Origin of the sequence: Herbaspirillum huttiense (genome assembly GCF_047300815.1) — a bacterium.
GTDB classification, from domain to species: Bacteria; Pseudomonadota; Gammaproteobacteria; order Burkholderiales; family Burkholderiaceae_D; genus Herbaspirillum; species Herbaspirillum huttiense_A.
The window spans coordinates 713,955-729,462 of record NZ_CP178608.1 but is presented as its reverse complement, the minus strand read 5'-3'; the positions used below and the strand labels follow the sequence as shown (position 1 = coordinate 729,462).

The 15,508-nt window shown below is 64.1% G+C and carries 14 protein-coding genes; 11 read left to right on the top strand and 3 right to left on the bottom strand.

Annotated elements, in window-relative coordinates:
• The first annotated feature begins 300 nt into the window (after positions 1 to 300).
• From ACLRDN_RS03390 to ACLRDN_RS03365, 6 genes are all read left to right on the top strand, one after another.
• A complete protein-coding gene (locus ACLRDN_RS03390; protein ID WP_413458975.1) occupies positions 301 to 1,929 on the top strand; it encodes a tetratricopeptide repeat protein in 1,629 nt (542 codons plus the stop codon).
• Between the two features lie 2 nt (positions 1,930 to 1,931).
• On the top strand, positions 1,932 to 2,537 hold the full coding sequence (locus tag ACLRDN_RS03385) for a sensor histidine kinase (protein ID WP_413458974.1): 606 nt from the start codon (positions 1,932 to 1,934) through the stop codon (positions 2,535 to 2,537).
• Between the two features lie 386 nt (positions 2,538 to 2,923).
• Complete coding sequence (locus ACLRDN_RS03380) at positions 2,924 to 3,910, top strand: aliphatic sulfonate ABC transporter substrate-binding protein (RefSeq protein ID WP_413458973.1); 987 nt, start codon at positions 2,924 to 2,926, stop codon at positions 3,908 to 3,910.
• A gap of 4 nt (positions 3,911 to 3,914) precedes the next feature.
• Positions 3,915 to 4,832, top strand: coding sequence for an ABC transporter permease (locus tag ACLRDN_RS03375; RefSeq protein ID WP_413458972.1), 918 nt, complete (start codon positions 3,915 to 3,917; stop codon positions 4,830 to 4,832).
• A 25-nt stretch (positions 4,833 to 4,857) separates the two neighbouring features.
• Positions 4,858 to 5,841 (top strand): aliphatic sulfonate ABC transporter substrate-binding protein, encoded by a 984-nt coding sequence (locus tag ACLRDN_RS03370; RefSeq protein WP_413458971.1) that lies wholly within the window; start codon positions 4,858 to 4,860, stop codon positions 5,839 to 5,841.
• Between the two features lie 2 nt (positions 5,842 to 5,843).
• The gene (locus tag ACLRDN_RS03365; RefSeq protein WP_413458970.1) at positions 5,844 to 5,999 is read left to right on the top strand and encodes a hypothetical protein; all 156 of its coding nucleotides are present in this window, start codon (positions 5,844 to 5,846) and stop codon (positions 5,997 to 5,999) included.
• A gap of 258 nt (positions 6,000 to 6,257) precedes the next feature.
• On the opposite strand, the gene ACLRDN_RS03360 is transcribed toward ACLRDN_RS03365, so the two are convergent.
• Together ACLRDN_RS03360 and ACLRDN_RS03355 are read right to left on the bottom strand one after the other, a co-directional pair.
• Positions 6,258 to 7,220: a Tim44 domain-containing protein gene (locus tag ACLRDN_RS03360; protein ID WP_413458969.1), complete on the bottom strand. Its 963-nt coding sequence runs from the start codon at positions 7,218 to 7,220 to the stop codon at positions 6,258 to 6,260.
• Positions 7,221 to 7,435: 215 nt separating this feature from the next.
• A complete protein-coding gene (locus ACLRDN_RS03355) occupies positions 7,436 to 7,858 on the bottom strand; it encodes a hypothetical protein (RefSeq protein ID WP_413458968.1) in 423 nt (140 codons plus the stop codon).
• Between the two features lie 299 nt (positions 7,859 to 8,157).
• On the opposite strand from ACLRDN_RS03355, the gene ACLRDN_RS03350 reads away from it, so the two are divergent.
• The 5 genes from ACLRDN_RS03350 to ACLRDN_RS03330 all read left to right on the top strand — a co-directional run bounded on the left by ACLRDN_RS03350 (position 8,158) and on the right by ACLRDN_RS03330 (position 14,467).
• On the top strand, positions 8,158 to 8,868 hold the full coding sequence (locus tag ACLRDN_RS03350) for a response regulator transcription factor (protein WP_039789191.1): 711 nt from the start codon (positions 8,158 to 8,160) through the stop codon (positions 8,866 to 8,868).
• Between the two features lie 49 nt (positions 8,869 to 8,917).
• Entirely contained in the window at positions 8,918 to 10,513 is a 1,596-nt protein-coding gene (locus ACLRDN_RS03345) for a sensor histidine kinase N-terminal domain-containing protein (RefSeq protein WP_413458967.1), read from the top strand.
• A gap of 1 nt (position 10,514) precedes the next feature.
• Entirely contained in the window at positions 10,515 to 10,799 is a 285-nt protein-coding gene (locus ACLRDN_RS03340; protein WP_034329583.1) for a DUF4212 domain-containing protein, read from the top strand.
• Complete coding sequence (locus ACLRDN_RS03335) at positions 10,789 to 12,840, top strand: sodium:solute symporter family protein (RefSeq protein WP_413458966.1); 2,052 nt, start codon at positions 10,789 to 10,791, stop codon at positions 12,838 to 12,840. The genes ACLRDN_RS03340 and ACLRDN_RS03335 overlap by 11 nt, the downstream gene beginning before the upstream one ends.
• Positions 12,841 to 13,087: 247 nt before the next feature.
• Positions 13,088 to 14,467 carry an MFS transporter gene (locus ACLRDN_RS03330; RefSeq protein ID WP_413458965.1) on the top strand — a complete coding sequence of 460 codons (1,380 nt, stop codon included), beginning with the start codon at positions 13,088 to 13,090 and terminating at the stop codon, positions 14,465 to 14,467.
• 105 nt (positions 14,468 to 14,572) lie between these two features.
• Here the strand turns inward: ACLRDN_RS03330 and ACLRDN_RS03325 are convergent, their stop codons facing one another.
• Positions 14,573 to 15,508, bottom strand: a complete 936-nt coding sequence (locus ACLRDN_RS03325; protein ID WP_413458964.1) for a transglutaminase family protein — start codon at positions 15,506 to 15,508, stop codon at positions 14,573 to 14,575.

Below are 15,508 nucleotides of genomic sequence, written 5' to 3'. Positions count from 1 at the left end.
TGTATAAAAAAACAGTGCTTAGTGCAAGCCTTTTTGTCGGCCCAAATTCGATCCGTGGGCGAAAACCACAATTATACGAGAGCCCGCCCTGCCAAAAACTTCATAAATCGCAGAGGAATGATGCATGGAAGGAAAAAAAACGGCACACTCGTGAGTTGGTGGGAATAATTCGTCAGCAATGGCTTAATTGGTATCAATAGTCGTCATCTCGCACGATATTGCACTGCGGCAATTATTCAGCCCACAGCATTCCGCAATCCCGAACAGATCGCCTTACAGATCGCTTTACAGACCGTTCTCATGAGTTTAGTGCCCTTCAGCCACATCAGCGCCCTGCGCTGCCTGGTCATCGACGACATGCCGACGATGCGCCAGAACATCCGCATGCACCTCGGGCAGCTCGGCGTGACCAAGGTCGACCAGGCTGCCACGCCCGATGAAGCCATCCGCTTCGTGCAGTCCGGCACCTATGACCTGATCATCTGCGACTACAACCTCAACAAGGAAAGCAACGGGCAGCAGCTGCTGGAGTTCTTCCGCACCCAGAACATGCTCTCGCCGACCTGCATGTTCATCATGGTGACGGCCGAGAGCGGCTACAACCTGGTGGCCAGCGCCGCCGAGTTCCAGCCGGACGCCTACATGTTGAAGCCGCTGACGGCCAGCCGCATCGCCGAGCGCGTGGACCGCCTGCTGGAAAAGCAGCACGCCATGCTGCCGGTGACCGAGAAGATGAAGCGCAAGGACATCGCCGGCGCCATCATCGAATGCGACAACGTGCTCAAGTCGGCCCCCAAGTGGATCGTCGAGATCATGAAGACCAAGGGCACCCTGCTGATCGAACAGCGCCGCATCGACGAAGCGCGCGAGGTCTACAAGCAGGCCCTGGCCATGCGCGACGACCTGGTGTGGGCCAAGATCGGCCTGGCCCGCTGCAACATCGTGGCCGGCCAGATGGATGATGCGCGCGTGATCGTGCAGGACGTGCTGGCGCAGAACAAGCAGTTCATCGCCGCCTATGACCTGATGGCGCAGATCGACGAAGCCCAGGGCAACCAGGAAGGCGCGCTGGAGGCGCTGACCAAGTCCTCCGAGATCATTCCCTCGGCACGCCGCAGCCGCCTGGTGGGCGATGTGGCCTACCGCAGCGGCCATCTGGACCAGGCGCGCGAGGCCTATGACAAGGTCTTGAAGCACACCAAGGGTTCGCTCACCGCGCAACCGACCGACCTGCTCTCGCTGGCCCAGGTGCACATCGACAGCGGCGATCCGGATGCCGCGCTGCGTTTGCTGGAAAGCGCGCCGCGCCGCTACGAGGAATCCAACATCTTCGTCTCCGCGCAGGCCGCCGTGCAGGCCCAGGCCTACGTCCAGCTGGGCGATACCATCTCGGCCCAGCAAGCCTTCGAGACGGCCCGCCAGGCGGCCGGCAAGGAAGCCTCGGACACCGCCACCCTGGCCCTGGCCAAGGCGGCCTTCTCGATGGGCAAGGATGAGGAAGGCGCCAAGCTCATCGCCGAAGCGGTCAAGTCCGACCACGAGAACAAGACCCTGCAGATGCTGGCGCGCAAGGTGCTGGCCGATACCGGCCGCGCCAACCTGGCCGAGGAGCTCATCGACGGTGCCGTCAAGCACTGCATGAGCATCATCGCCGAAGCCAATGCCCTCATGCGCAGCGCCAAGCCCGACGAGTCGCTGGCGCGGCTGGAAGAGGCGCTGGCCAGCATGCCGGAGAACACCGGCGTGCTGCTGGCCGCCGCCCAGCTGCACCTGCTGTGGATGAGCCAGCGCGGCTGGAACGAAGAATACGTCAAGCGCGTGCGCCGCTACCTGGCCACCCTGGACCGCCTGATTCCCGGCAACGATAGAGTCGCGAAGATGCACAAGTTCCTGCGCGACACCCTGACCAAAGTAGCCCCGAAGAGCTGACCATGGATCCCAAGCTTGCCGCGATCATCATTCACGACATCAAAAACTCCCTGGGCGTGCTGGAGGGGGAATTGCGCCGCCTGTCCGACGACGTGCCGCGCGTGCAGCAGGCCCATGTCACCTGCCTGGCCCTGCAGGAAAAGCTGATCGCCTTCCTGACCCTCTACAAGGCCGATTCCCAGGGCCTGCGTGCGCAGGTCGAGGCGGTCTCGCCGCTGGACTTCCTCGACGCCCTGGTGCGTGAGCACGGCGTCTCCCGCAGCAGCGACATCGCCCTGCGGGTGGACGAAACGGACATGCCCGTCATCGGTTTCTTCGATGAACACCTGGTGGCGCTGGCGCTGGAAGCGGCGCTGCAGAATGCCAGCCGCTTTGCACGCTCGCAGATCGCACTGGGCTGCCGCAAGCATCCCGAAGGCGGCCTGATCTTCACGGTGCGCGACGATGGCCCCGGTATCGGCACCCAGGAAAAGAAGCCTTCCACCGGCTTGGGCATGGACCTGTGCAATGCCATTGCCACTGCCCACAACAAGGAGACCCGGCATGGCGAAGCGCGCCTGTCCAATCATCCGGATGGCGGTGCCTTGTTCGAGCTGTGCCTGCCCTGACCCGATGAGGAGCGCGCGGCAGTGCCTCCTCCTCTGCATCCCTGCACCACAAGGACCACGAGGGTCTCCTGTACAGGACTGCATGAGTGCATAAGTGCATAAGTGCATAAGTGCATAAGTGCATGAGTGCATGAATACAGGCGTGCAGGAGTAAATGAGTACAGGAGTACAGGAGTGCAGAAGCGCACCGGTACTCTTCTCCCACCCATCTCGGCCTCCTTGCATGCCTCGGGCCACATGCGCCGCCCGCATATGCAAGCGCGAAAATAGTCGTTCTTCCGCCAGAGCTTCCTCCTTAGAGTGTCAGTTTGTCCCGCCTTTGCGGCCGGCCACGGCCGTGCTGCGCCACCTCGCGCGGGACGATCCAACCTAGGGAGAACCCATTCATGCAACGCAGAGACTTCCTGCGCCTGGCCCCGGCCGCGCTCGGTGCTACCGTACTGGGCAGCGCGCCCCTGCTGGCGCGTGCCGCACAGCCGCCCAAGACCATCCGCCTGGACTACGCCTACTACTCGCCGCCCAGCCTGGTGCTGCGCAAGTTCGGCTGGCTGGAGGAAGACCTCAAGGCGCAAGGCACGGAAGTCAAATGGGTCCTCAGCGCCGGCAGCAACCGTGCGCTCGAATATCTCAACAGCGACAGCGTGGACTTCGGCAGCACCGCCGGCCTGGCCGCCCTGCTGGCGCGGGCCAACGGCAACCCGGTCAAGGCGGTGTACATCTATTCGCGACCGGAATGGACGGCACTGGCGGTGGGCAAGGATTCGACGGTCAAGTCCATCAGCGAACTCAAGGGCAAGAAGATCGCCGCCACCAAGGGCACCGATCCGTATCTCTTCCTGCTGCGCGCGCTGCACGAGAATGGCCTCAAGAAGAGCGACGTTGAAATCGTCCACCTGCAGCACGCCGACGGCCGCGCCGCCCTGGAACAGGGCCGCGTGGCTGCCTGGGCCGGGCTCGATCCCCATCTGGCCGCCAGCGAACTGGAAGCCGGATCGCGCCTGATCTACCGCAACGTCAACTTCAACACCTACGGTTTCCTCAACGTCAGCGACAGCTTCGCCGTGCGTCATCCGGACCAGATCAAGCGCGTGATCGCCGCCTATGAGCGTGCGCGCACGTGGATCATCGCCCATCCCGATGAGACCGTGGCCCTGCTGTCGGAAGAGTCCAAGCTGTCGGCCCCGGTGGCGCGCCTGCAACTCAAGCGCAACGATTTCTCGCAGCCGCAGATCGGCCGCGAACACATCGAAGCGCTGCGCGCAGCCTCGCCCATCCTGCTGGAAGAAGACCTGGTCAAGAGCGGCACCGACCTGCCGCGCACCATCAATGCCTTGATCGATCCCAGCTATGCGCAGGGCGTGGTGAAGGCCTGAGGCCATGGCCGATCCCATCCCGCTTCCGGCCACGCTGCAGGCCACGCCCCAGCTGGGGTCCGCGCAAGCCCACCCCGAGGCCGTGCGGCCGCCTGCGGTGCGCGCGGCCACCCCGCGCCGCCGTGGCTGGCCGCATGACGATGGCTATCGCCCGGGGCGTTTCACCGGCTGGATCGTGCCGTTGCTGTTCCTGCTGGCAGTGGAAGCCGGTGCCCGGCTGGATTGGATTCCCGCGCGCCTGCTGCCGCCGCCCAGCGAACTGGCACACACCCTGTGGACGCTGGCCCAGCGCGGTGAATTGCTGCCGCATATCGCTGCCAGCCTCGCCCGGGTGGCCTCCGGTTTCGTGATCGGCAGCGTGCTGGCGGTGGCCCTGGGCTTGCTGGTCGGCATCAGCCGCCGCGCCGAAGCCCTGCTGGAGCCCAGCTTCCAGGCACTGCGCGCCATTCCCAGCCTGGCCTGGATTCCGCTCTTGCTGCTGTGGCTGGGCATCGATGAAACGCCCAAGGTGGTCTTGATTGCCATCGGCGCCTTCTTCCCGGCTTACCTGAACCTGGTGGCCGGCATTGGCGACATCGACCACAAGCTCATCGAAGTCGGTACCAGTTCTGGCCTCACCACCGGCGAACTGATCCGCCACATCCTGCTGCCAGCCTCCCTGCCCTACCTCTTTGCCGGCCTGCGCAGCGGCCTGAGCCTGGCGTGGATGTTCCTGGTGGCCGCCGAACTGATCGCCGCCACCAAGGGCGTGGGCTACCTGCTCTCCGACGGGCGCGAAAGCAGCCGGCCGGACCTGGTGCTGGCGGCCATCCTCATCCTCGCCCTGCTGGGCAAGATCAGCGACAGCCTGTTGCGCGCCGTCGAACAGAAAAGCCTGGGCTGGCGCGATGCGCGGCGTCAATCCAGCCAGCAGAAATCCTGAGTTTTCCTTTTACCTGAGCACATCCATGTCCAAGCATCGCACCGACTTTACCCGCCGCCTCCTGCTGCAGGCCGGCGCCGCCCTCGGCCTGGGCGCCGTCGCACCTGCGTCCGTGCGGGCGCAAAGCGGCAAATCCATCCGCATCGGCTACCAGAAATCCTCCACCCTGCTGACCATCCTCAAGGCCAACGGCACGCTGGAGAAACTGCTGGGACCCGGTGGCGCCAAGATCAGCTGGCATGAATTCGCCAGTGGGTTGCCGCTGCTCGAAGCCCTCAACGTCGGCGGCGTCGACCTCAGCGCCGACGTGGCCGATACGGTGCCGGTGTTTGCCCAGGCGGCCGGCGCCAAGCTGGCCTATGTGGCACAGGAGTCGCCCTCGCCGGCGGCACAGGCCATCGTGGTGCGGGCCGACTCCCCGCTGCGCAAGACCAGCGATCTCAAGGGCAAGAAGATTGCCGTCACCAAGGCGGCCGGCGTGCACTACCTGCTGATTGCCACGCTGGAGAAGGCCGGGCTGAAGTTCAGCGATGTCGATGCCGCCTACCTGTCCCCGGCCGATGGCCGCGCCGCCTTCGAACGCGGCAGCGTCGATGCCTGGGTGACCTGGGACCCCTTCCTGGCGGGCGTGCAGCGTCAATCGCAGGTGCGCATCCTCTCCGACGGCCGCGGCGTGGCCGATTACCAGCGCTACTACCTGGCCTCGGCCAGCTTTGCCCAAGCCAATCCTGAGGTCTTGCGCGTGGTCTTCGATGAACTGAAAAAGACCGGCTTCTGGGTCAAGCAGCAGCCGCGCGAAGCCGCCACCTTCCTGGCGCCCCTCTGGGGCCTGGACGCCGACACCATCGAACTGGCCAACAGCCGCCGCAGCTATGAGGTGCGTGCGGTCAGGCGCGAAGCCCTGGGCGAGCAGCAACGCATCGCCGATACCTTCCTGGCGGCCGGACTCCTGCCCAAGAAGGTCGATACCGGCGACGTGGCGATCTGGTCGCCCGAGAAGGCTGCCTGACCATGGACGGGCTGGATCAGGTCACGCTGGGTCTGCTGGTCATCCTGGTGGTGGTGGCGCTGCTGTTTCCCTTGTCGGACGGACGTCGTCCACGGCGCGATCGGGATCGGGAGCGTCCCGGCAGAGCGCCGGACGAGCAATCTCACAAGCGCCGCTGATGCGGTGCTTTTTTATGGGGCGCTGCGATACGAAGGAATAAGCCGGAAGAGGAAAGATGACGCCCGCCGCTCGGGCGGCTCCGGACCGAAATGAAGAAAACTGCAGGCGTGGAAGATAAAACAAAGCGAACAAAAAAAACCGCCGGCAAAAGCCGGCGGTAAAACGGACTGGCGACGCTCATCCACTAACCGCCGCCTTCCGCGCCAAACTGAACCTTGTTACATGAACGTTCTTGCCAATTTGTCCGGGCCGATATTTCAGCCGTGAACCGGGTCGAGCTGCTGGATACCTGCCAGCACCCAGCCGCCCTGGCCGGCAGCCGGCTTGGACAGGTTCCAGATCTCGGCGAACTGGGCCGGCGAGGCGGTCGGATCTTCCTTGATGAAGCCGAAGAACTTCACGCTGGCCAGGTAATCATTGCCCACGGTTTCCACGCCCAGCACTTCCGCATCCAGCGAGACCACATCGGTCTGGTTGGCGGCAGCACCGCGTTCCTGGATCTGCAGGCGCAGCTCGGCAAACATCTCGGGCGTGGTGAATTCGCGGATATCGTTGATGTCAGCCTTGTCCCATGCCGCTTGCAGGCGGATGAAGTAGGTCTTGGCATTGCGCACGAAGCCCACGGTGTCAAAACCGGCCGGGATGCCATAGGCAGGCGCTGCCTCGGCATTGCCGAAACCACCACCGAAACCGTTCTGGGTGGTCGAGGCTGCGGACTGGTCGGTCTTCAACATGGAGCCGATCTGCGGCGTGGACGATTGGGGTTCAGCCGCTTGCGGTGCAGCGCTGGCCCAGGCCGGTGCCGGTTGCGCGGACTGTGCCGATTCCGACTTGCGGCGGAACAGACGGATCACGAACATGATCGCCAGGGCGATCAAGGCCACGGTCAGGATGGTGCTGATCATGCTGGCCAGTGCGCCACCCAGGCCGAAGTGCGACAGCAGCGCGCCCAGGCCCAGGCCCAGCAAGGCGCCACCCAGCAGGCCCTTCCACATGCTCGGCTTGGCCGCTGCGGCAGCCGGGGCAGCGGCAGGGGCGGCCGGCTTGGCAGCGGCGGCCTGGTTCTGCTGCATCGGGGCAGGGCTCTGCGCCTGACGGCTGGCGCTGGAAGACTGTTTGCCGATCGAACCGCCACCGCCAAGACGCTTGGCTTCGACGGCCGACATGCCAACAGACAGCGTCATCACCGCCACTATCAGCGCGACAAATGCTTTTTTCATGCTTTCTCCTAGAGGATTCTGATGATGTGATGCGGTCACATCGGCCGTAATTCGGGAAACACTGGAACGGGTGTGCCCTGGAGGATCAGCACCGGCGCGGGCAGGCCGACGCTGGCCGCGCACGCGCAGGGTCCTGCTGTCGCACGGCGCGAAGCCTCAATCCATCAGGGGCAGTTCAGCGGGCGCAGCAAAACCTGTCGCGCGTGGCGACGGGATCAGGCCCGGGGAGGACGTCCTGCGCGGGGCAGGAACGGGGGTTGCAGGGCGGCATCGCTGCGGACAGCGGGCGCCAGGCGGGAAGTTTGCGGCACCAAGGCCAGGGATTGCATCAGCACGGGCTCGTCACCGATGCCGGCGTGCGTGGAGAAATCTTCACCGCTGTCGGCGTAACCGCTGCTGTCGTCGTCGTTGCCGGCGGCGTCAGCCACCAGGGCGTGCGGCTGCTCATCACTGAGCGAAGCGGCCTGGTCAGACAGGGAAACGGTCTTGGACACCAGATGCTGCGTCGCCACGGCGGCTTGTACCGGGGCCGGCACTGCGAAGTCGGTCGCGGCCATCGAGCTGGCGTACGTCAGCACCGCTGCAAATACTTGCACCGGGAGCAGACAGATCAGCAGGAGGACCCACAAACGTTTCATCAGATTTTCCAGCGGTTTTCCAGAAATGGATGCGAGAAATTATATCAACAAAAATTGCGCTGCCAGCAAGTAAATATTACTGACGCCTCCTACTATAAGGCCTAAGCTTCAGACTTCAATGCCCTTAACTGAATTGTTACACTTCAAACCCGAGGCGTGACCTGGCGCAAAGACAGGTCTCATCAGGCAAACCCTGATTTGCATTGGGGGTTGAATTAGTGGAATATGAACGAAAAGGAAGCACAATAATTCAACCATCCGAGACAATTCAGCCGGCCCCGCCTCGCTGACCGATTCCTATGCGCATCCTCCTTGCTGAAGACGACAGCGTACTGGCCGACGGCCTGACCCGATCCCTGCGCCATTCCGGCTATGCCGCCGATTGCGTCAAGAACGGGGTGGAAGCCGATTCCGCCTTGTCCACCCAGGATTTTGACTTGCTGATCCTGGACCTGGGCCTGCCCAAGATGTCCGGCCTGGAAGTGTTGCGGCGCTTGCGGGCGCGCAATTCGCGCCTGCCGGTGCTGATCCTGACGGCTGCCGATTCGGTGGAACAGCGCGTGCAGGGGCTTGATCTCGGTGCCGACGACTACATGGCCAAGCCGTTCGCGCTCTCCGAACTGGAAGCGCGGGTGCGGGCGCTGACCCGGCGCGGTGCCGGCGGCGGGCCGACGGTCATCAAACATGGTCCGCTGTCCTTCGACCAGGTCGGCCGCATTGCCTACATCGGCGAACAGATGCTGGAACTGTCGGCGCGGGAACTGGGGCTGCTCGAAGTATTATTGCAACGCACGGGCCGCCTGGTCTCCAAGGAACAGCTGGTGGACCACCTGTGCGAATGGGGAGAGGAAGTCAGCAACAATGCCATCGAGGTCTATGTCCATCGTCTGCGCAAGAAAATCGAGGTCGGCGGCGTGCGCATCGCCACCGTGCGCGGGCTCGGCTATTGCCTGGAGAAGCTGCCCGAGAACGGCGCGGCCCCGCTGGCGGCCTCCAACAGCGCGGCCTGAGGCCGCGTCCGCCTTCGCTTCACGCTTGCAAGCCGCGCGCTGATCCCCCATGACCGCGCGCGATCCCTCCCCTGCTGCCTCATCGGCCAAGCCGCCCGAGGCCGCGCCGCCTAACGCTGCTGCGCCCGCCACACCGCGCAAGAAACGCCGCGCCGCACTCGCCACGCAACCGGTGGAACGCATCCAGCGTTCGCTCTTCGGTGAAATCCTCGACTGGATGCTGGCCCCGCTGCTGCTGCTGTGGCCGATGAGCATCGCCATCACTTACCTGATTGCGCAATCGATCGCCAACCAGCCCTTCGACCGTGCGCTGGAAGACAGCGTGACCGTGCTTGCGCAGCAGGTCTCGGAAGTCAACGGCAAGGTGGTCGCGCGCCTGCCGGTCTCGGCACGCGACCTGCTGCGCGCCGACGACATCGACAACATCTACTACAAGGTCACCGGCCCCAGCGGCGAATATGTCGAAGGCGACGTCGACATGCCGCAACCGCCTGCCGACGAAGACCGCATCACGCTCGGCACGGTGCAATTCCGCAATGACATCCTGCACGGCAGCGACGTACGCATTGCCACCCTGCAGGTAGACCTGCGCCGCAGCGCCGCGCAGCGTGCCGCCCAGCGAGAGCCGCGCATCGCCACCGTGCAGGTCGGCGAGACCCTGGAAAAGCGCGCGCAACTGGCCAATGAAATCATCAAGGGCGTGATCCTGCCGCAGTTCGTGATCCTGCCGGTAGCGCTGGCGCTGGTGTGGTTCGCACTCTCGCGCGGCCTCTCTCCGCTGTCCGAATTGCAGCAGCGCATCCGCGCGCGCCGCCCCGACGATCTCTCGCCCATCGATTCCGGCCAGGTGCCCGAAGAAATTTCCCCGCTGGTGCGTTCGCTCAACGACATGCTGGCGCGCCTGTCGCAAACCATCGCCATCCAGAAGCGCTTCATCGCCGATGCCGCACACCAGATGAAGACGCCCTTGGCCGGCATGCGCATGCAATCCGAACTGGCGCTGCGGCAAGATGACCAGGACGACGTGCGCCGCTCACTGGAGCAACTGGCCAAGAGTTCGGAAACCGCCACGCGCCTGGTCAATCAATTGCTGTCACTGGCCCGCGCCGAAAACCAGCAATCGCAATCCGGCGGCATGGTCCCGCTGGAGCTGAACGAACTGGCGCGCAGCGTGGTACAGGACTGGGTGCCGATGTCCTTCACCCAGCGCATCGACCTCGGCTTCGAACAGCCGGATCACCCGATCCTCATCACCGGCAACCCGGTGATGCTGCGCGAACTGTTATCCAACCTGCTGGACAATGCCCTGCATTACACACCACACGATGGCAATGGCCGCGTCACCGTACGCGCGCGCACCGATGAAGGCGGAGGGCTGGCCATCCTCGAAGTGGAAGACAACGGCCCCGGCATTCCGGTAACCGAACGTGCCAACGTGTTCGAACGTTTCTATCGCATCCTCGGCACGCCCAGCACCGGCAGCGGCCTGGGGCTGGCCATCGTGCGCGAGATCGCGCAGCAACATGAGGCGATCGTGGAGATCACCCACAATCCGCGCAGCAGCGATCCCAAATATCCGGGCAGCCTCTTTCGCGTGAGCTTTCGCATGATGCCGCGCACGCCCTTCTTCGACGACATCACCTGACATGGACCACGGCACGCCTCCCCCGGACCCCGGCAACCAATGGCACCGCACCCGCCGCATGACGGCCTGGCTGCTGGCGCTGTGGTTCGCGGCCACCTTCTTCTTCATCTACTTCGCGCGCGAACTGGACCGGGTACACCTGTTCGGCTGGCCGGTCTCCTTCTACATGGCCGCGCAGGGCATGATGCTGATCTACCTGGCCATCGTGGTCCTCTACGTGCGCCGCATGCGCCGCATCGAACAACTGGTCCGACGTGAACAAGGTGAGCACTGGCATGGAGAGTAACAAGGACTTCTTCCGGCGCCTGTGCCGCTACTATGGTTTCTACACGCTGGGCTTCATCATCTTCCTGTGCGTGCTGGCCATCCTGGAGCGCGAAGGCATGCCGCGCTCATGGATCGGCTACCTGTTCCTGTTTGTCACCATCGGCCTGTATGCCGGCATTGGCGTGGTCTGCCGCACCTCCGACGTGCCCGAATACTACGTCGCCGGACGGCGCGTGCCGCCACTCTTCAACGGCATGGCCACGGCCGCCGACTGGATCTCGGCGGCGACCTTCATCAGCCTGGCTGGCGGCCTCTACCTGCAGGGCTTCGACGGACTGGCCTACATCCTCGGCTGGACCGGCGGCTACGTCCTGGTGGCTCTGCTGATCGCGCCCTACCTGCGCAAATTCGGGCAATACACCATCGCCGATTTCCTGGCTGCACGCTATCCGGGCAAACCCGGCAGCCACGGTGCCAACGTGATCCGTATCCTGGCGGTGGCGGCCACCATCCTGATCTCCTTCACCTATGTGGTGGCGCAGATCTATGGCGTGGGCCTGATCACCTCGCGCTTTACCGGCATCGATTTTTCCATCGGCATCTTCCTGGGGCTGGCCAGCATCCTGGTGTGTTCCTTCCTGGGTGGCATGCGCGCCATCACCTGGACCCAGGTGGCGCAATACATCATCATCCTGTTCGCCTACCTGATCCCGGTGATCTGGCTCTCGGCCAAGCATGCGACGGTACCGGTGCCGCCGGTGGCCTATGGCGCGGTGCTGCCCAAGCTCTCGGCGCTGGAACACAAGCTGGAAGACGACCCCAAGGAAAAGGAAGTGCGCCAGATCTTCCAGGCGCGCGCCGAAGACTACGACCGCAAGCTCAAGGGCCTGCCGCAATCCTGGCTCGATGGCCGTGTCGAGGCACAGAACCAGGCCGACCAGATCCGGCGTGATTCGCACGCATCGCTGGCCGACATCAAGGCCGCCAGCCGCGCGCTGTCGTCCTATCCCAAATCGCCCGAGGAGGCCGAACGCAAGTGGACCGAAGCACGCGCAGCCAACCAGGCACGGGCACAGCCGCCGGTCTCGCAAACCGAGCCCTTCCCGGGGCGCGACCAGCAAAGCTCGGACATCAAACGCAACAATTTCCTGGCGCTGGTGTTCTGCCTGATGCTGGGCACCGCCGCCTTGCCGCACATCCTCATGCGCTACTACACCACGCCCACCGTAGCGGGCGCGCGCAGCTCGGTATTCTGGACGCTGTTCTTCATCATGCTGATCTACCTCACCGTGCCGGCACTGACCGTCCTGGTGAAATACGACATCTACACCTCGCTGGTGGGCAGCAGCTACAGCCATCTGCCCGACTGGGTGTATTACTGGGCCAATATGGACAAGCTCAATCCGCTGGTCTCCATCAACGATCTCAATCGCGATGGCCTGGTGCAGCTGGGCGAGATTTCCATGGATGGCGACATCATCGTATTGGCCATGCCCGAGATCGCCGGCCTGCCGTATTTCGTCTCCGGACTGGTGGCTGCAGGCGGGCTGGCCGCAGCGCTCTCCACTGCGGATGGACTGCTGCTGACCATCTCCAATGCGCTCTCGCATGATGTGTATTACAAGGTGGTGGATCCCAGCGCCTCGACACAAAAACGCGTGACCATTTCCAAGCTGCTGTTGCTGGTGGTGGCCTTGTTGGCCGCCTACGCCGCGTCATTGAAACCGGGCGACATCCTCTCCATGGTCGGCGCCGCCTTCTCGCTGGCGGCCTCCACGCTGTTCCCGGCGCTGGTGCTGGGCGTGTTCTGGAAGCGCGCCAACCTGCCCGGCGCGATTGCGGGCATCGTCTGCGGTTTCCTGATGTGCGTGTATTACATGCTGCACACCAATCCGTCCTTTGGCGGCAGCGCGGCCGGCCAGTGGTTCCATATCGCGCCGATCTCGGCCGGCATCTTCGGCGTCCCGGTGGGCATGGCCGCCATGGTCATCGTGAGCCTGCTCACGCCGCCGCCGGATGAAGCCACCATCGCGCTGATCGATCACATCCGCACGCCCTGACCCCTCCTGACCCGGGGCCACCGACAAGGCTGGCCCGGGTTCAGGGCGGTTTTCTTCATCCCTCCTGCGCAGCCCTGCCCGCTCTGATCCAGCGGGCGGGGGCCCTTGTGCAATCTTTCATAACTCACGATTCCGTTCGCTTACCGCACAGATGCGCACTGACCGAACACACAGCGGCCGCATTGTTTTATACTTTTCGCAGAAAAATTAAAACAGCCGTACCCCCCAATATCCAGAAGAGAGAGACATGAGACCAGAAACCCCTGCCCTGGACGTCCAGGCCTTCATCAACCGCGAGCCCTTCTCGCGCTATCAATGGCTGATCTTTGCGCTGTGCTTCTTCGTCGTCCTGCTGGACGGCTTCGACACCGCCGCCATCGGCTTCATCGCCCCCTCGTTGCTCAAGGACTGGGGCATCGCCAAGCCGGACCTGGCGCCCGTCCTGAGCGCCGCCCTGTTCGGCCTGGCCGCCGGTGCGCTCACCTCCGGCCCCCTGGCCGACCGCTACGGCCGCCGCAAGATCCTGCTGCTGTCGGTGCTGGTCATGGGCGTGGCCTGCATGGGCTCGGCCTTCGCCGGCAACCTGCAGGAGCTGACCATCCTGCGCTTCCTGACCGGCCTGGGCCTGGGTGCGGCCATGCCCAATGCGGTCACGCTCACCAGTGAATACAGTCCGGCCGCACGCCGCGCCATGCTGACCAATGCCATGTTCTGCGGCTTCCCGCTGGGGGCGGCGCTGGGTGGTTTCCTGGCGGCATGGATGATCCCGCTGTGGGGCTGGCGCAGCGTGCTCATGCTGGGCGGTGCCGCCCCGCTGCTGCTGTTGCTGGTGATGCTGCCCAGCCTGCCGGAGTCAGTGCGCCACATGGTGGCCAAGGGCTATGCGGCCGAGCGCATCGGCGCGGTCCTGCGCCGCATCTCTTCTTCAGCCGCCGCGTTCAATCGCTTCACCCTGGCCGAGACCGGCCCGCAAGGCGAAGCCGCCACCGGCAAGAGCGGCATCGCCCTGTTGTTCGAACCGCGCTACCTGGTCGGCACCTGCATGCTGTGGCTGGCCTACTTCATGGGCCTGGTGATCTTCTATGCGCTGGTGAACTGGATGCCGGTGCTGTTCAAGGATGCCGGCCTGGCCCCCAAGACCGCCACGCTGATTGCCGCGCTGTTCCCGCTGGGCGGTGTGGGTGCCATCCTGTTCGGCTGGCTGATGGACCGCTACAACGCCAACCGCGTCATCGCCATCGGCTTTGCCGCCACGGCCGTGGCCGTGTTTGCCATCGGGCAGGCAGTAGGCAATGTGGGTGTGCTCACCGTCGTGGTGTTCGTGGCCGGTACCCTGATGAATACCGCGCAATCTTCCCTGCCGGCGCTGGCCGCCGCTTACTATCCGACCCGTGGCCGTGCTACCGGCGTGGCCTGGATGCTGGGTGTGGGGCGCTTCGGCGGCATTGCCGGCTCCTTCTTGGTGGCCGAACTCACACGCCGCCAGTTGGGATTCAGCGAAGTGTTCGCGGTGGTGGCCGTGGCTGCGCTGGTCTCCACGGTGGCCTTGCTGGTCAAGCAGGCCTCGGACCGCAATCGTCCTGATGGCGGCAAGCCGCTGATGGTGGCGGACGCAAGCGCACATTGAGCGCAATCCCGAGCTTGGCGTAAAAACAAACATGGCCACTATTCTTTCGAATAGTGGCCATTGTGTTTTATGGCGACGCTGCGGCGACAATACAGAAAATTGCGCTCAGATCGACAGCTGCAAACCCTGCGCCTCTTCCCCCGGCAACACCGTCACCGCCACCTGCATGGTCTGCTGCCCGCCGCCGATGAGTACGCCGCGCAAGGGCGAGATGTCGAGGAAATCGCGTCCCCAGCCCAGCGTGATGTGGCTGGTATCGGGGAAGACGCCATTGGTCGGATCAGCGTCGATCCACGTCCCCTCACTACCGTCCGCACCGGGGCAATACACCGAGACCCAGGCATGCGAGGCATCGGCCCCGATCAGGCGGGGTTGTCCCGGCGGCGGCTCGGTCAGCAGATAACCGCTCACATAGCGCGCCGCCAGTCCGATGGAGCGCAGGCAGGACAGCATCAGGTGCGCGAAGTCCTGGCACACGCCGCGCCGGTTGGTAAATACTTCCGTCACCGGTGTGGACACAGTGGTGGCCGCCGGATCGAAGGCGAATTCCTCATGGATGCGCATCATCAAGGCACGCACCCCCTCCACTACCGACAGGCCAGGGCTGAAGCACTCGGCCGCATAGCGGATGAACTCGCGCTTGATGCGCACATGCGAGGATTCGAACAGGAAATTGGACGCCTCCAGCATGCCCGGCGCCATGATGCGGCCGCCGTGATAGGCCATCACGGTAGCTGCTTCCTCCCACTGCATGCCGGGTTGCGGCTGCGCACGCGGTGTGAGCGCGACCCAGGAATCCGCTTGCACATCGAGGCTGGTGTGGTCGGTATCGAGCGAGAAGGCCTTGATGACGTTGCCGAAATTGTCTTCGTAGCTGCGCACCAGTTGCGGCGCAGGCAAGACATTGACGGTATGCGAGAGGCATTGCTGCCACGGCAGTTCGCGCGGCGTCAGGTGCAGCACCTGATGCGACAGCCGCACCGGCAGCGAATACTGGTAAGTGGTCTGGTGATGGATGCGGTAGACGGTGCGCTCGCTCAT

What these genes read in the sequence shown, in the direction of transcription:
- ACLRDN_RS03390 (WP_413458975.1), top strand. Translation starts at nt 301, where the DNA reads ATGAGTTTAGTGCCCTTCAGCCACATCAGCGCCCTGCGCTGCCTGGTC.
- ACLRDN_RS03385 (WP_413458974.1), top strand. Translation starts at nt 1,932, where the DNA reads ATGGATCCCAAGCTTGCCGCGATCATCATTCACGACATCAAAAACTCC.
- ACLRDN_RS03380 (WP_413458973.1), top strand. Translation starts at nt 2,924, where the DNA reads ATGCAACGCAGAGACTTCCTGCGCCTGGCCCCGGCCGCGCTCGGTGCT.
- ACLRDN_RS03375 (WP_413458972.1), top strand. Translation starts at nt 3,915, where the DNA reads ATGGCCGATCCCATCCCGCTTCCGGCCACGCTGCAGGCCACGCCCCAG.
- ACLRDN_RS03370 (WP_413458971.1), top strand. Translation starts at nt 4,858, where the DNA reads ATGTCCAAGCATCGCACCGACTTTACCCGCCGCCTCCTGCTGCAGGCC.
- ACLRDN_RS03365 (WP_413458970.1), top strand. Translation starts at nt 5,844, where the DNA reads ATGGACGGGCTGGATCAGGTCACGCTGGGTCTGCTGGTCATCCTGGTG.
- ACLRDN_RS03360 (WP_413458969.1), bottom strand. Translation starts at nt 7,220, where the DNA reads ATGAAAAAAGCATTTGTCGCGCTGATAGTGGCGGTGATGACGCTGTCT.
- ACLRDN_RS03355 (WP_413458968.1), bottom strand. Translation starts at nt 7,858, where the DNA reads ATGAAACGTTTGTGGGTCCTCCTGCTGATCTGTCTGCTCCCGGTGCAA.
- ACLRDN_RS03350 (WP_039789191.1), top strand. Translation starts at nt 8,158, where the DNA reads ATGCGCATCCTCCTTGCTGAAGACGACAGCGTACTGGCCGACGGCCTG.
- ACLRDN_RS03345 (WP_413458967.1), top strand. Translation starts at nt 8,918, where the DNA reads ATGACCGCGCGCGATCCCTCCCCTGCTGCCTCATCGGCCAAGCCGCCC.
- ACLRDN_RS03340 (WP_034329583.1), top strand. Translation starts at nt 10,515, where the DNA reads ATGGACCACGGCACGCCTCCCCCGGACCCCGGCAACCAATGGCACCGC.
- ACLRDN_RS03335 (WP_413458966.1), top strand. Translation starts at nt 10,789, where the DNA reads ATGGAGAGTAACAAGGACTTCTTCCGGCGCCTGTGCCGCTACTATGGT.
- ACLRDN_RS03330 (WP_413458965.1), top strand. Translation starts at nt 13,088, where the DNA reads ATGAGACCAGAAACCCCTGCCCTGGACGTCCAGGCCTTCATCAACCGC.
- ACLRDN_RS03325 (WP_413458964.1), bottom strand. Translation starts at nt 15,508, where the DNA reads ATGAGCGAGCGCACCGTCTACCGCATCCATCACCAGACCACTTACCAG.